The following is a 13,768-nucleotide window of genomic DNA, read 5'->3' on the forward strand; positions in this document are numbered from 1 at the left end:
CGTAGGCCCGCTCGTGCCCGGTCGCGACCACGTCGCCCACGGGGTGCAGCGTCACCACCGGTGGCCGCTCGGCGGGACGTCCGACCACCGTGACGACCCGGGCATCCACCGATCGGTGGATGGTGGATCCGCCACGTCCGGCGACAGCCCGGACCGCGCGGTCGATCCGGCGGATCGTGGTCGGACGGCATGGTCTTCCCATGGCGATCATCGGGTAGACGGCCTCGTCAAGCGCTACGGCGACCACACCGCGGTGGACGGGGTCGGTTTCGCCGTCGAGCAGGGCGAGATCCTCGGCATCCTGGGATCCCAACGGGCCGGCAAGACCACGACCGTGGAGTGCGGGGAAGACATCGTGCAGGCCGGCACCAGCGCGGCGATCACGGGACCACCCCCGCTCGCGCGGGGAAGACCGCCACACCGGGATCTGGTCGACGTCCCACATAGGGACACCCCCCCGCTCGCGGGGGTGTCCCTATGTGGTTGTCAAGCCGCAGCCGGGCGGGAGTGGGTTCGGGGTGCCGGTAGTAGGTCTTGTTGCGGGGCATGGCGAACAGAACGTCAAGCAGTGGAACTGGGACGGCAGCACGAACCTCCAGTGGCAGCTGGTGGACGCGGGCGGTGGCTTCGTCCGCATCGTCAACCGCACGAGCGGCATGGTCGCCGACAGCTGGGGCGACGCCACCAACGGGGCACCCGTCCGACAGGCGCCGTGAAACGGCGGCAACAACCAGCAGTGGCGGCTCGCCGGCGTCGGCAACGGCCGCTACCAGATCGTCAACCGCGGCACCGGCACCGCGCTGGACGGCATGGGCGACGCGACCGTGGGCGCCACCTGTGCCATGTGGGTCCCCAACTCCAGCCCGAACAACCACTGGACCGTCAACGCGGTGTGACACCCCGACAACCTCGACCAGGCCGTCGCCACCTCTGATGTGGCGACGGCCTGGTCGAGACCGGGTCGACCGCCCTGGCAAACCACACCCGCACCCCTGGACCCCAACCTCCGCGGTTCCGGGGTGCGGCAGTCACGCACTGCGATCAGAATCGGCTTGGGCTTCACTTCCTGCGACGGAGCCCACCTTGCGGAACACCATAGCTGATGACACCATCAGTTATGATGAGACCGTCGGTCCGGGATTGGCCCGGCCCGGTTGAGGAGGTGCGTGATGACGTCGCAGGAGCTGCAGACGAAGTTCGAGAAGTTGCCTGTCGCGGTGCGCGAGAAGGTCGACACCGCGTTGGAGGACGCGAAAATCGCCCTGAAGGTGCGGATCGCGGAGTTCCTGGCGGACAAGCAGGAGGTCGCCGAGCACGCCGTGACGACCGCGGGTCGGGTCGGCGCCAAGAGCGGTGAGGTGTCGGAGTTGACGGTCATCCTGCCGTTGAAGCCGAACGGTGCGGAGCGGTTGCGGAAGTTCTTCCGGCTGGTGGACGGGAGCCTGGCGGGCGCCGGTCAGGTCGGCACCCTGCACAACATGCGGTTCGTGTTCCTCGACAACGACACGAAGCTGCTGTTCGCGACGGCGTACGACGGTGAGTGGGACCCCTACATCGACGACTTCGCCACCAAGATCCCGGACTTCATGGACTACCTGTTCGGCAACGTCGAAGGCTGGCCCGGCATCACGTCGCCGGACGTGAAGGACTTCATCGTCCGGTACCAGGTCCCGGCGGAGGCGTGGTTCGTGTCACACCCGAACGTCACCGTCACGGAGGTCAACCGCCTCAAGCGGCTCGACGCCGCGGTGCAGGACTTCCTCGGCAACCTGAACTGACGGCCATGGACCTGTTCCGGCGTCTGAGGAGGCGCCCGACGCTCGACCTGGACGACATCCAGGCGACGGTGCTGCGCGCCCGGCCGGAGCCCTACTTCGGCACGCACGCGATCATCGAGATCACCGACCGTGCGGCCGGCAAGGAGTTGCTGCGGCGCTTGTCCCCACAGGTCACCTCGGCGGCCCGCTGGGACGAGCCCCGTCCGTCCTGGCTGGCGCTGGCGATCAGCTACCGCGGGCTGGTGGCGCTCGGGGTGCCGCAGGAGTCGCTCGACTCCTTCCCGGCCAACTTCCGCGCCGGCATGGCCGGCCGTGCCGAGCGGTTGCGCGACACCGGTCCCAACGCGCCGAAGCACTGGGAAGCCCCCTTCGGCGACCCCGCCGTCCACCTCGCCGTCACCGTCTACGCCGCGAACCAGACCGACTGGCGGGCCGAGGTCGCCGCCTACGAGCAGCGGTTGCGCGGGCTGGCCGGGGTGAACCTGCTGGCGCGTCAGGACTTCGGGGCGAACGGGTTCAACGTGTTCGGCTATCGCGACGGGTTCTCCCAGCCGGTGGTCGAGGGCAGCGGAGCCGAGCCGCTACCGGGTGACGGACGGCCGATCAAAGCCGGCGAGTTCGTGTTGGGACACCCGAGCGAGACGGGCCACCCGCTACCCATGCCGGCACCCGACGTGTTGGGGCGCAACGGGACCTACGTGGTGTTCCGCAAGTACCACTCCCACGTCGCCGCGTTCAACCGGTGGTTGCGGGACAACGGGCGCACCGAGCAGGAACGGGAGCTGCTCGCGGCCAAGCTGGTGGGGCGCTGGCGCAGCGGCGCGCCACTCGCGCTCTCGCCGACCCGCGACGAGCGGGCGCTGGGCGAGAACCCCCGCCGGATCAACGACTTCGACTACGCCGACGACCCGCGCGGGCTGAAAACACCGCTGGGTTCCCACATCCGCCGGATGAACCCGCGCGACACCAAGCTCGAAGTCCTCAGCGACGTCAACATCCGCCGGATCATCCGGCGCAGCACCTCGTTCGGCGAACCGACGACCGCCCTCACCGACGACGGCCGGGATCGTGGGCTGGACTTCATCGCACTCGGGGCGCGCGCGATCGACAACGTCGAGTTCCTGCAGAGCGAGTGGGTCAACTCCGGCAACTTCGTCGGCCTCGGCAAGGAGAAGGACCCGCTCATCTCGTTGCAGGACAAGACCGCCTACTTCACCGTGCCCGGCACACCTCCGCGCCGCGTGCACGGCATCCAGAGCTTCAACACCCTGCGGGGCGGCGAGTACTTCTTCATGCCGAGCCTCTCCGCCATCCGCTGGCTCAGCAGCTGAACCCGGAGACCACCGATGTCGACAACCCCGTACGTCCGCTACCGCCCGGACCTGGAGCAGCCCTTCCCGAACGAGGAGGAGCTGACTCGTCAGGTCGTGGCCGCGATGCAGCACGCCAACGAGCAGGTCGCGGCCAAACACCGGCACGGGCTGCGCGACGCCCACGCCAAGAGCCACGGCGTCCTGGCCGGTGAGCTGACGGTGCGGTCGAACCTGCCGCAGCACCTCGCGCAGGGCCTGTTCGCCGAACCGCGCACCTACCCGGTGATCGTCCGGTTCTCCACCGCGCCCGGCGACCTGCGCTCCGACCAGGTCCCGGTCCAACGCGGTTTCGCGATCAAGGTCCTCGGGGTGTCCGGTGCCCGCGCGGTCGACGACGGGTTCTCCACGCAGGACTTCCTGCTGGTCAACCACCCGACGCTGCCGTTCGGCACCATCGGCGCCTATGCCGACCTGCAGAAGATCCTGGAGAAGCAGCCCGGCCAGAGCGACGCGCAGCTCCAGGCCGCGGGTCTGGCCGCACGCACGGCCGCCCGCGTGCTGAAAGGCATCCGCCGGCCGATCCCGCCGAGCGTCGAGACACTGGCTGCCGCCAACCACCACATCCTGGGCGAGACGTTCCACTCCATGGCCGCGCTCCGGTACGGCGATCACGTCGCCAAGCTGTCCGCGGCCCCCCGCTCGGCCAACGTCCGTGCGCTCACCGGTACGGCGATCGACAAGAAGGCCGGCGAGTCCGCGCTGCGCGACCTGGTCGTGGACTTCTTCAGCCGCAACGACGCCGAGTACGACCTGAGGGCGCAGCTGTGCGTCGACGTCGACCGGATGCCGGTCGAGGACGCGTCCGTGCCCTGGCCGGAAGAACTCTCGCCGCACGAGGTCGTGGCGACGATCCACCTGCCCGCCCAGGACGCCTACGGCGACGCCCGCCGCCGCTACGCCGACGACGTCCTGTCGTTCAACCCGTGGCACGCCCTGGAAGCCCACCGCCCGCTCGGCTCGATCATGCGCTCCCGCCGCCGGGCGTACGCACAGTCGAGCGGTTTCCGCCACGGCTACAACGGCGTCGAGCAGCACGAGCCGGCGACCATCACCGAACTGCCCACCTGACGCGGTGCCCCGCTTCGGCCACGCCTCAGGGCGTGGCCGAAGCGGTCAGACCGGGTCGATGGTCGGCAGGGGTGCCGTCGCGATCTCGTGCGCCTCCTCCAGCGGGACGCCGAGCATGCGCAGCAACTGCTCGGCCGCCTCGTCGCACATCGTGTCGGTGACGCGGTCGGGGTTCGCCAACGACACGTGCAACACGGCCAGCAGCGCGCCCGCCGTCGTCGCCAGCGCCAACCGCGGTTCCCCGACCCGGAAACGGCCGGACGCGACCCCGGCCTCGATGTCCCGCAGGGCGCGCGGAGCCAGCCCTGCGTCGGCGTCGATGTAGGCCAAGCCGTGCCGCACGAGCACCTGCGCCGTCTCCGGCCGAGCCACGGCCAGTCGGACGGTCAACCGCACCGACTGGGCGAACGCCGTCGCGGGATCCTCGACGGTGCTGCTCAGCTCGTCCAGCAGCTGCCCGAGCTCCTCCAGCACCTCCGCCACGGCGGCCTCGAAGAGTTCCGCCTTGCTGGAGAAGTGGTTGTAGAACGAGCCGAAGCCGACATCGGCGGCGTTGGTGATGTCCTGGATGCTCGCCGTGGAGTGCGTGTCGCTCACCAGGAACCCCCGCGCCGCGTCGATCAGCTTCTGCCGCGTGAGGGCCTTGCGCCGGGCCATGCGGGTGGCGGGCTCGGCGCTGCCGGATCGAGGTGCTGCCATACCTCCAAGGTACTGCATCACAACAGTGATGAAACGGTCAATGCTGAAGCTCACACGCTGGTTACAGGATCCGTGTCACCAGAGTTCACGCGTACGGGTGCTCACTGGTGGATGGGAGTCCGCAGGGGCAGGGCCTCGCACAGTCGCGAGAGGTCGCTGTCCGTGTTCAGCACCGTGCCGTCCGGGCGGACGATGGCGGCGCCGGCGCGGCCGTCGAGGAGCCAGCGGTGGAGCTCGCTGGAGGGCACTGCGGTGACGAGGACCGCGCCGCGCTTCTGGATGGCCGTTCGTTCGGTGTCCGACGGAGGGGTCGTGGTGACGACGGCGAAGCGGCCGGCGACCACGTCGTCGAAGCGGGTTCCGTCGTCGAGGACGGCGTTGGGGCACAGCCGGCCCGCCAGGGAACGCCGCAGGCGGGGCCGCGCGATGAGGTTCGACCGGCGCAGCGCGGGTGTCTCGCTGTCGAGGACGTGTCCGGCGAGGGTGGGGACGACGGCCAGGCGCGGTGCGACCACCCGGCGGATCAGGTTTCCGAACCGGCCGCCCTCGGTCATGGCCTTGCCGATCAGCACCGCCGTCCGGATCATGGCACGGGCGTGCGGTGCGCGTTCCGGCTCGTAGGTGTCGAGCGCGCTCGGGGGCAGGGTCCGGTCGAGGACACCGGCGAGTTTCCAGGCGAGGTTGAGCGCGTCGCGCAGCCCGGCTCCCATGCCCTGCCCGATGAACGGCGGGGTGAGGTGGGCGGCGTCGCCGAGCAGGAACACCGCCCGGTCGCGCCAGCGATCCGCGACCTGGGCGCGGAAGGTGTACGCGGCGACGCGGACGATCTCGAGTTCGTGGGCCGGGATGTCCTTGGTCCAGGGTGCGATCAGCGGGTCCAGCCGGTCGCGGTCGTAGAAGTCCTCGCCGTGCTCCCCGGGCAGCAGTTGGAACTCCCAGCGGTACCGCGTCTTGCCGATGCGCATGTAGGTCGCGGCGCGGTCGGGGTCGCAGACCTGGTGCACGCCCTCCCACTCCTCCAGGTCGGCCGTGGTGGCGATGTCGACCACGAGCCAGCGCTGGTCGAACCGGAGGTCGGTCATCGTGGCGCCGATCGAGGCCCTGGTGAGGCTGTTGGCGCCGTCGCAGCCCAGTACGTAGTCCGCGCGGATCGTCTCGCGCTCGCCGGTGACGCGGTCGGTCACGTCGACCAGCACCGGTCCGGTCCCGAGCTGCGTGACGCCGGTGACCTCGGTGTTGCCGCGCAGGGTGACCCCGGGGGCCGCGGCCAGGGCGGTCCGCAGCAGCCGTTCCAGGTCGGGTTGGTCGAACATGTTCGCCCGCGGGTAGCCGTGGCGGCCGTCGCCCGGTGCGCGCCGGAACTCGGCCAACACCCGCATGCCGGGGTCGAGCAGTCGCAGCCCGTGGCAGTGCCAGGAGATGGCGGCGAACTCCTCGGCCAGTCCGAGCCGGCCGAGGATGCGGTAGACCTCGTCGTCCAGGTGCACCGCGCGGGGCTGGGGGTAGACCGACTCCCACCGCTCCAGCACCAGGCACTCGACGCCGTACCGGGCGAGCAGCGCGGCGGCGGTCAGCCCGGTGGGGCCCGCGCCGACGATCACCACGGGCACGGCCGTCACGAGGACGTCCCGAGTGCCGCGAGGTAGCCCGCGACGAGGGCCGCGCAGCCCAGGGCCGGGACGAGTTCGCGGACACCGTCGCGGTTGCGGACGTGCGTGATCAACGCGCCCGCGAGCAGGAGCAGCAGCCCGGCGCCCGCCAAGGCACCGAGGACCGGCACGGCCAGTCCGAGCAGGAGCCCGATGGCGGCCGCCAGTTCCAGGGCGCCGATGCCCCGGTAGGCCGCGACCGAGAAGCCGGCGTGCTCGGCGAGCTTGCGCATGGGCGCGAGCGCCAGCAGCTTGGCCGTGCCGAGCGCGAGGAAGAGGGCCGCCACCAGGACGGACAACACCGTCAAGACGGTCACGGTCGTGCCTCCACCCGTGCGGTGATGGCGAAGCGGCCGAGCAGGGCGCGCACCGCCGACTCGTCCACGCCGGACGGCACGGCGACCGTCGCGACGATGGACCCGTCCTCGACCACCGCGTCGACCTCCACGGTGCCGAGCCCGGCGAGGGCCGCGCCGATCGCCTGACGGGTGGCGTCGGCGCGCAGCGGGAGCTTGTAGGGCTTGCCCACGGCGGTGACGGGCAGCGCGTCGAGCACCGTGACGGACTTCGGCGCGGCGGCCCGCTCGGGCACGCGGTCGGCAGCCCAGGCCAGCAGGTCCTCCTCGGTCGCGGTCACCCCGGGGGCGAGGGTGACGTACGCGACCGGGACCTCGCCGGCGTGTTCGTCCGGGCTGCCGACCGCGCAGGCGGCCGTCACCGAGGGGTGCGCCAGCAGGGCGTCCTCGATGACGGCGGGGTCGATGTTGTGGCCGCCGCGGATGATGAGGTCCTTGGCGCGGCCTGCCAGGGTTACGAACCCGTCGGCGTCCACGCGGGCCAGGTCGCCGGTGTCCAGCCAGCCGTCGACCAGCTTGCCGAGCCCGTTCAGGACGTGCCCGCGGTCGTCACGGGCGACGACGTAGCCGGGGAACACGGTCGGGCCGCTGATGGCCAGCACACCGGTCCGACCGGGCGGCAGTTCCTCCCGGGTGCCGGGCTCGACGACCTTCACCCGCTGGTACGGCAGGCGCTGCCCGAGTGCGCCCGGTCGTGGGGAGTCGGGGAAGCTGCGCGCGCTGGCGCAGGTGGCCTCGGTGAGCCCGTAGCCCTCGACCAGCGTGACGCCGGTGTGGGACTGGAAGCCCTCCCGCACCGCGGCGGGCAGCGGCGAGGCGCCGACCATGGCGAAGCGCAGGCTGCTGATGTCGGCGTCGACGGGGCACTGCGCCAGCACCGTGTACACGGTCGGCACGGCGCTCATCGCGGCGATCCGGTAGTGCTCGACGATCTTCCAGAACTGCCCGTACAGGGCGGGTTCGCGGTAGCCGAGCGGGCCCGCCCACACCGTCCGCTGCCCCTTGAACAGCGGCGCGAGCAGGGTCACCACCAGCGCGTTCACGTGGAACAGCGGCAGGCCGCCGAAGACCACCGAGTCGGCGTCGAACAGCGAGTCGACGGCGATCATCCAGGCGTCGGCGACCTCGTTGGCGTGCGTGTGCGCGGCCAACTTCGGCGCGCCGGTGGTGCCGCCGGTGTGGAACAACGCGGCCAGGTCCGCGGACAGCGGCGGCTCACCGGCGAAAACGTCCGGATCCGACTCGGCGGCGAGGTCGCCGAGGTAGCCCACGCGCACGCCGTCGATGTCGGGCAGCGGGGCCGGGGCACCGGTCGCGCCCGTCGGGCGCAGCACGAGTATCGCGTCGAGTTCGCCCGCCAGCGCCAGGGCGTTCGCCCACGTGTCCGGCGCCAGTTCCGGTCCGGCGGAGATCAGGACGCGGGCGCCGGACAGGCGGAGCAGTTCGGTGAGGTGATCGCGGGACAGGTTGCCGTTGAGCGGCGCGGCGATTCCCGCGAGCTGCGCGGCCAGGGTCGCGGGGATCAGATCGGCGCAGTTGGGCGACATCAGCGCCACCGCGTCACGGCGCGCGACCCCCAGCCCGCGCAACAGGTTCGCGTAGCGGTGGACGTCGGACAGCACGTCGGCGAAGGTGCGGTCGACGGGATCGCGCGGACGGGCGGCCTCGGGCAGCACGCTGATGGCCGTGCGCCGTGGCCATCGCCCGGCCGCGCGCGCCAGCAGCGCGTAGGTCGACTCGGGCAGACCGCGGTCGGCGAGCGGCACCGCCTCGATCGCGGTCAGGTCGGCCGATCCGGCGTAGCGCGGCCACAGCAGGTCTTCGGTCATCAGGTGTCCGGTCATCAGGTGTCGGGTCATCGCGCGTACCTCACCGTCGTGCGCTGGGTGCCGAGGTCGATCGCGCCGTCGTCGGTGGCGACTCGGGCTTCGACGACGTCACCGTCGGCCAGGTACTTCGCGTTCTTCGCCTGCCCCTTGAAGAACAACTTCCACTTCGTCGCCGCCGGCAGTAGTGCGGCGATCTTCTCCACGGCCTTGGGCGGCGCGGACAGCGCGGTGCCCGCCGGGGTACCGGTCAGGACCAGGTCGCCCGCGTCCAGCCGCTGGAACCGGGTGAGCGCCCGCAGCGCATCGAGCGGGCGGTGGATGATGTCGTCGCCGACGATCGCGTCCTGCCGGGTTCCGCCATTGACCGACAGCGTCAGCCGCAGGTCGGTGAACCGCTTGAGCTCGTCGGTGTCCAGCAGCACGAGCGCAGGCCCGACCGGGGTGAAGCCCGGGTAGGACTTGGCCTCGTAGAACTGGGTCTGGGGCAACTGGATGTCGCGGGCGGACACGTCGTTGGTCACCACCAGGCCGGCCACGTACTCGTGCAGGCCGTCCGCGGTGATCTCGGTGCCGACCGGCATCGCGCGGCCGATGACCAGGCCGATCTCCACCTCGTAGTCGAGCAGCCTCACGTGCGCCGGCTTGACGATGTCGTCCACCGGGCCGCTGATCGACCCGGACGTCTTGCGGAAGAACGTCAGCGGCACGGCCTTCGGGTCCAGCCCGGCGTCCGTGACGTGGGAGGCGAAGTTCGTCATCTGGGCGACCACGCGGCACGGTGTGGTGACCGGCGAGACCAGCGCGAGGTCCTCGACGCGATCGGTGCTCGCGCTCGCGGCCGCGGCCGAGATCGCCTGCCGGTCGGCGAGCAGCTCGCCGGTGGTCGTGGCGCTGGTGGCGATCTTGACGGCCCCGCCGGCGGTGGCGACGTACCAGGCGTCGGCGGTGCGCAGGATCGAGGTGCTCAACGGTTCTCCTGGGAATGGGCGGACGGGGTGTGGACGGTGCTCACGAGCGGGCGACCCTGAGCAGGCCGAGCAGGCGGCCGAGGTCGAACTCGTTGTCCTCGCGCAGGGCGGAGAACGTGGCGCGCAGTTCGCGCAGCGACTCCCTGCCGGGCTTGACGCCCAGGAAGTCGGCGCTGGCGGGCGGGCCCCACTGGGCCAGGCCGGAGGCGGTCATCGCGGCCCAGCCGGGCTCGACTGTGCAGTCGAACAGGTCGCCGTCGCTGAAGTGCTCGACCAGGAAGCCGTCCGGGTCGCGCCAGTAGTCGAAGATCTGGCTGCCCTGGATGTGCCGGCCGATGCCCCACGACCGGTCGTATCCGTGGTCGCGCAGGTACTCCCCGCCCGCGGCCAGGGCATCCAGGTCGGCGACCTGGTAGGCCGAGTGCACGTACCGGTTCGCCGGGCCGAGGGTCAGCGCCAGGGTGTGGTGGTCGGTCGGGGTGGCGCCGCGATCGCAGCGGATGAAGCTCATCACCGGGCCGCGTTCGCGCTGCCCGGGGTGGTGGAGGAAGTCGCTGACGATCAGGCCGAGGTGCTCCAGGTACCAGTCCAGCACCCGACGGTACTTCGTCGTCTGGAGCACGACGTGCCCGAGCCGCTGCACGCGCGCGGGTTCCCGCGGCGGGCGCTGGGTGGCGTTGGTGCGCCTGGCCTCGTGGCCGAAGTTGAGCGTGTGCGGCGCCTGCGGCGGCAGCGCGGGCAGGTCGTCGGTGTCGGAGACGACCCGGACGCGCAGGCCGCTGGGGTCGGCCAGCTCGACGGTGATCCCGCCCAGGGCCTCCGGCAGCCGGTCGACCCGCTGCCCGGCGGCCTCGGCCAACCGCAGGACGTCACGAGGGTCGGCCGCCCGGAACGCCGGACCGAGGAACGTCGACCGCGGCCCCTTGCGGATGATCACGCACGGCGCGCCGGGGTCGGTTCCGCGCAGGTGCAGCTCGTGCTCCGTGCGCAGCGACGTGGTGAACCCGAACGCCGCCGCGAACACCTCCGCGCGCTCCAGGTCCGGCTTGGCGAACTCCAGCCAGGCCAGGTCGTGCACCTTGATCACCGGGTTCGCGGCCCGCCCGGGGTGCTCCCCGGTGAGCGCGCCGTACTCGCTGTGCAGGCCGGCGTGCGGGTCTTGGTGGTCGATCACGGGCCGCTCCTTCCAGTCACTGATGACATAATCAGTTACGGTGAGGTCATCAGTCAAGAAGTTCTGATGAAATCCTCAGCGTTGACGGAGCGGTCGTCGCGAGGTCCGGCCCTCTACGGCTGTGGGGTTTCAGAACTCTGCATTGAGGCGCTGAGCTGCGGTGATCGCGCACCACGAGCTGTAGGAGCATGATCGTGAGGCGTGGTGCTACGACTGCTGTACCTGATCTTCGTCCGGCTCGGCGGTTGGCTGGTTCTGCTCGGTCGGTCATCGGCGGCCAAAGACGTGGAGCTGCTGGTGCTACGGCACGAAGTCGCCGTGCTGCGCCGGACCAACCCTCGCCCGCGGTTGGACTGGGCCGATCGCGCGGTGCTCGCCGCGTCGGTCCGACACCTACCCGACTGGTTACGACAACACCGGTTGGTGACATCGAGGACGCTCCTGCGATGGCACCGGCGTCTGGTCGCGAAGACGTGGACGTACCCCAGCCGCACCGGCCGACCTCCGATCGACGACACGGTTGTGGCGTTGATCGCGCGGATCGCCCGGGAGAACGCCGGGTGGGGCTACCGCCGGATCCAGGGCGAGCTGCTCAAGCTCGGCCACCGGGTAGCCGCCGCAACGGTTCGCCGCGTGCTCAGGCGCCTGCGGGTACCGCCCGCGCCCCAGCGCGACACCAACACCTCCTGGCGGCGGTTCCTGCGCGCCCAGACCGCGAGCCTGCTGGCCTGCGACTTCTTCCACGTCGACTGCGCCATCACCCTCAAACGCGTCTACGTCTTCTTCGTGATGGAGGTCGCCACCCGCTACGTCCACATCCTCGACACCACCACGAACCCGAACGGCCCGTGGACCACGCAACAAGTACGCAACCTACTCATGGACCTCGGCGACCGGGCAACGACCTCCGATTCCTCATCCGCGACCGGGCCGGCCAATTCACCACCTCGTTCGACGCAGTCTTCTCCGACGCAGGCATCCAGGTCGTCAAGATCCCACCACGGTGTCCGCGAGCCAACGCCCACGCCGAGCGGTTCATCGGAACCGCCCGACGCGAAGCCACCGACCGCCTGCTCATCATCAACGAACACCAACTGCGGTCGGTACTCGACCGCTACGCGACCCACTACAAACCACCGCCGACCACACCAAGCCCCACAGCTCGCACCACCACGACCGGACCGGCCGATCGCAGAGCCGGACCACACCTCAATACGCCGTCGACCAGTCCTCGGCGGCCTGATCAACGAGTACGAACCCGTAGCTGCCTAACCGCAGGTCAGGCCACGCGGCCGACTTTTAACACCTCACAGGCTCCAGAGCAGCTTCACCTCGCGACGCGGGTCCAGCGCGTGGATGCGGGCCGTGCCGTCGGGGACGATCGGGAATCGGCGTCGGCGGCGACCGACACCACGTGCGCCACTGCCAACAGCCCCGGGTCGGTGGCCGGCTCACCGGGCTGATCGGCGCGGGCACGCACGTCGGCGATGCCGTAGGCGCGGGCGGTGTCGACATCGTCCACCACCGCCAACGCCATCAGCACCGCCAACGCGTCCTGCGCCTCTCGTCCGTCCAGCTCCGGGTCGCCCAACGCGAGGGACAGGGCCAGCGAGGGCAGCAGCAGCGTGTCGTCGTGGTGCACCGCCAGCCAGACCGCGGCCTCGGCGCGCTCGTCGCGGCGGGCGAAGCCTGCGATGACCGGGGCGTCGAGCACCCAGCCGCGGATCGGATCGGGCACGCCTCAGCCGGCCGCGCGCGGTGCCGGGGCGTCGCCGTAGAGCAACCGCCGCACCGGCTCGACCACCTCGGGCCTCGGCGGGCCGCCCAGGTGTTCCTCCAGCATCGCCAACCGCGCCACCTGCCGGGAATGCGACTGCCGCGCCGCCAGACGCCGCGCGAACTCCGCCCGCTTCCCACCCGCCGACGCGGAGGGCGGTGTCGACGCCTCGGAGTCGGGCTGTTCCGGCTGGGACATGCCTCCAACCGTAGCGCGCACCGTCCAGGCCCGACCAGCACCGCCGTGTCGCGATCACCGCCATTCCATCCGACGATGACTGCGCCAGGCGGGCGTGCACGGGAGGTGGCGGTGTGGCCAACCCTGTACGGGCGATCGACGCGCTACCGCGCGTCGCGCCCATGCTCGCCGTCCTCGGCGAACCCCCGGCCGACGCCATCGGCCTCGCGGTGGAGTTCAAGTGGGACGGAAGTGCGCGGGTTCGCGGAATCTCGCGGGACAGGCTGGCGAACCCACACGTCGGGTGCGGTGACCTGTGCACTTACGGCAGCGGGTTCGCGGTATTGAAGGCTGCGCGGGCGGGCGTCCATGGAGCCCCTGCGCTCGTTGTTCGCCACGGCCAAGAAGAACGTTGCCATCGTCCGCAACCCCATATCGCTCCCCGTGTTCGTCATCCTTCAACACGGGCGCTGCCTGGTAGATCCGGATTCGTCCAGGTGGCCGCCAACGCGAGCAACCGTACGGCGAACGCATCGGTGCCGCATCGTTCAGGATCGAGACCGAAATGATCTTGGACCTCGAACCAGAGGAACTCCGACAGCGATACGCGAGTGGCGCCATGGGTGAGCTTGTTCCAGAGAGGGGCGAGCAGGCAGTCGTACTCGTCATCGACGAGGTCGGCGACTCCGATCGGGTCCCATTGATTGAGCAGATAACGCAAGTTGGCCTGGCGGAGGCTGTCCGCCTCGGGGGTATCAGTCATCTGGAGCGCCGTAACGTGACGCCGCCGGTGAGAGGCTTGTCAAGCGACAATATTGGCGATCGTTCTTGGCGTCAACGTCGACCATATCGATCTGAGCTGGTCACTCGGACAGTACGAACCCACGGCACGAGCCCTCTTCCTGGCGGTGACAGACCCT

General features: G+C 70.6%; 16 protein-coding genes. 6 read left to right on the plus strand and 10 right to left on the minus strand.

Annotation, left to right across the window (positions count from 1 at the left end; genetic code table 11):
- The coding region (locus ACYVLT_RS34555; RefSeq protein ID WP_461124370.1) for a hypothetical protein at nt 1–445 on the minus strand (445 nt) is incomplete at its 3' end.
- Nucleotides 446–479: 34 nt separating this feature from the next.
- Here ACYVLT_RS34555 and ACYVLT_RS34560 point away from each other — a divergent pair.
- The 5 genes from ACYVLT_RS34560 to ACYVLT_RS34580 all read left to right on the plus strand — a co-directional run bounded on the left by ACYVLT_RS34560 (nt 480) and on the right by ACYVLT_RS34580 (nt 4,219).
- Nucleotides 480–716 (plus strand): RICIN domain-containing protein, encoded by a 237-nt coding sequence (locus tag ACYVLT_RS34560; protein ID WP_461124371.1) that lies wholly within the window; start codon nt 480–482, stop codon nt 714–716.
- A gap of 57 nt (nt 717–773) precedes the next feature.
- Nucleotides 774–896, plus strand: coding sequence for a hypothetical protein (locus ACYVLT_RS34565; protein ID WP_461124401.1), 123 nt, complete (start codon nt 774–776; stop codon nt 894–896).
- Between the two features lie 273 nt (nt 897–1,169).
- Nucleotides 1,170–1,778, plus strand: a complete 609-nt coding sequence (locus ACYVLT_RS34570) for a hypothetical protein (RefSeq protein ID WP_461124372.1) — start codon at nt 1,170–1,172, stop codon at nt 1,776–1,778.
- 5 nt (nt 1,779–1,783) lie between these two features.
- Nucleotides 1,784–3,109, plus strand: a complete 1,326-nt coding sequence (locus ACYVLT_RS34575; protein WP_461124373.1) for a Dyp-type peroxidase — start codon at nt 1,784–1,786, stop codon at nt 3,107–3,109.
- Between the two features lie 15 nt (nt 3,110–3,124).
- Nucleotides 3,125–4,219, plus strand: a complete 1,095-nt coding sequence (locus ACYVLT_RS34580; RefSeq protein WP_461124374.1) for a catalase family protein — start codon at nt 3,125–3,127, stop codon at nt 4,217–4,219.
- 45 nt (nt 4,220–4,264) lie between these two features.
- On the opposite strand, the gene ACYVLT_RS34585 is transcribed toward ACYVLT_RS34580, so the two are convergent.
- The 6 genes from ACYVLT_RS34585 to ACYVLT_RS34610 all read right to left on the minus strand — a co-directional run bounded on the left by ACYVLT_RS34585 (nt 4,265) and on the right by ACYVLT_RS34610 (nt 10,894).
- Nucleotides 4,265–4,918, minus strand: a complete 654-nt coding sequence (locus ACYVLT_RS34585; RefSeq protein ID WP_461124375.1) for a TetR/AcrR family transcriptional regulator — start codon at nt 4,916–4,918, stop codon at nt 4,265–4,267.
- 101 nt (nt 4,919–5,019) lie between these two features.
- Entirely contained in the window at nt 5,020–6,537 is a 1,518-nt protein-coding gene (gene mhpA / locus ACYVLT_RS34590) for a bifunctional 3-(3-hydroxy-phenyl)propionate/3-hydroxycinnamic acid hydroxylase MhpA (protein ID WP_461124376.1), read from the minus strand.
- Nucleotides 6,534–6,884, minus strand: coding sequence for a DoxX family protein (locus ACYVLT_RS34595; protein WP_461124377.1), 351 nt, complete (start codon nt 6,882–6,884; stop codon nt 6,534–6,536). Before ACYVLT_RS34595 ends, mhpA begins: the two co-directional genes overlap by 4 nt.
- Nucleotides 6,881–8,782, minus strand: a complete 1,902-nt coding sequence (locus ACYVLT_RS34600) for an acyl-CoA synthetase (protein ID WP_461124378.1) — start codon at nt 8,780–8,782, stop codon at nt 6,881–6,883. Before ACYVLT_RS34600 ends, ACYVLT_RS34595 begins: the two co-directional genes overlap by 4 nt.
- Nucleotides 8,779–9,720 carry a fumarylacetoacetate hydrolase family protein gene (locus tag ACYVLT_RS34605; protein WP_461124379.1) on the minus strand — a complete coding sequence of 314 codons (942 nt, stop codon included), beginning with the start codon at nt 9,718–9,720 and terminating at the stop codon, nt 8,779–8,781. Before ACYVLT_RS34605 ends, ACYVLT_RS34600 begins: the two co-directional genes overlap by 4 nt.
- A 40-nt stretch (nt 9,721–9,760) precedes the next feature.
- Nucleotides 9,761–10,894, minus strand: a complete 1,134-nt coding sequence (locus tag ACYVLT_RS34610; protein ID WP_461124380.1) for a VOC family protein — start codon at nt 10,892–10,894, stop codon at nt 9,761–9,763.
- Nucleotides 10,895–11,095: 201 nt separating this feature from the next.
- On the opposite strand from ACYVLT_RS34610, the gene ACYVLT_RS34615 reads away from it, so the two are divergent.
- Nucleotides 11,096–12,166, plus strand: a complete 1,071-nt coding sequence (locus tag ACYVLT_RS34615; RefSeq protein WP_461124381.1) for a transposase family protein — start codon at nt 11,096–11,098, stop codon at nt 12,164–12,166.
- Between the two features lie 55 nt (nt 12,167–12,221).
- Here the strand turns inward: ACYVLT_RS34615 and ACYVLT_RS34620 are convergent, their stop codons facing one another.
- The 3 genes from ACYVLT_RS34620 to ACYVLT_RS34630 form a co-directional block, all read right to left on the minus strand.
- Nucleotides 12,222–12,632 carry a hypothetical protein gene (locus ACYVLT_RS34620; RefSeq protein ID WP_461124382.1) on the minus strand — a complete coding sequence of 137 codons (411 nt, stop codon included), beginning with the start codon at nt 12,630–12,632 and terminating at the stop codon, nt 12,222–12,224.
- Between the two features lie 3 nt (nt 12,633–12,635).
- Entirely contained in the window at nt 12,636–12,869 is a 234-nt protein-coding gene (locus ACYVLT_RS34625) for a hypothetical protein (protein WP_461124383.1), read from the minus strand.
- 430 nt (nt 12,870–13,299) lie between these two features.
- Entirely contained in the window at nt 13,300–13,611 is a 312-nt protein-coding gene (locus tag ACYVLT_RS34630) for a hypothetical protein (RefSeq protein ID WP_461124384.1), read from the minus strand.
- Between the last annotated feature and the right edge of the window lie 157 nt (nt 13,612–13,768).

This window comes from Saccharothrix stipae (assembly GCF_054781895.1).

Bases quoted from the DNA above. Each gene is read 5' to 3' on its own strand.
- ACYVLT_RS34630 (WP_461124384.1), bottom strand. From the start codon at position 13,611: ATGACTGATACCCCCGAGGCGGACAGCCTCCGCCAGGCCAACTTGCGT.
- ACYVLT_RS34575 (WP_461124373.1), top strand. From the start codon at position 1,784: ATGGACCTGTTCCGGCGTCTGAGGAGGCGCCCGACGCTCGACCTGGAC.
- ACYVLT_RS34570 (WP_461124372.1), top strand. From the start codon at position 1,170: ATGACGTCGCAGGAGCTGCAGACGAAGTTCGAGAAGTTGCCTGTCGCG.
- ACYVLT_RS34625 (WP_461124383.1), bottom strand. From the start codon at position 12,869: ATGTCCCAGCCGGAACAGCCCGACTCCGAGGCGTCGACACCGCCCTCC.
- ACYVLT_RS34585 (WP_461124375.1), bottom strand. From the start codon at position 4,918: ATGGCAGCACCTCGATCCGGCAGCGCCGAGCCCGCCACCCGCATGGCC.
- ACYVLT_RS34580 (WP_461124374.1), top strand. From the start codon at position 3,125: ATGTCGACAACCCCGTACGTCCGCTACCGCCCGGACCTGGAGCAGCCC.
- ACYVLT_RS34600 (WP_461124378.1), bottom strand. From the start codon at position 8,782: ATGACCCGACACCTGATGACCGGACACCTGATGACCGAAGACCTGCTG.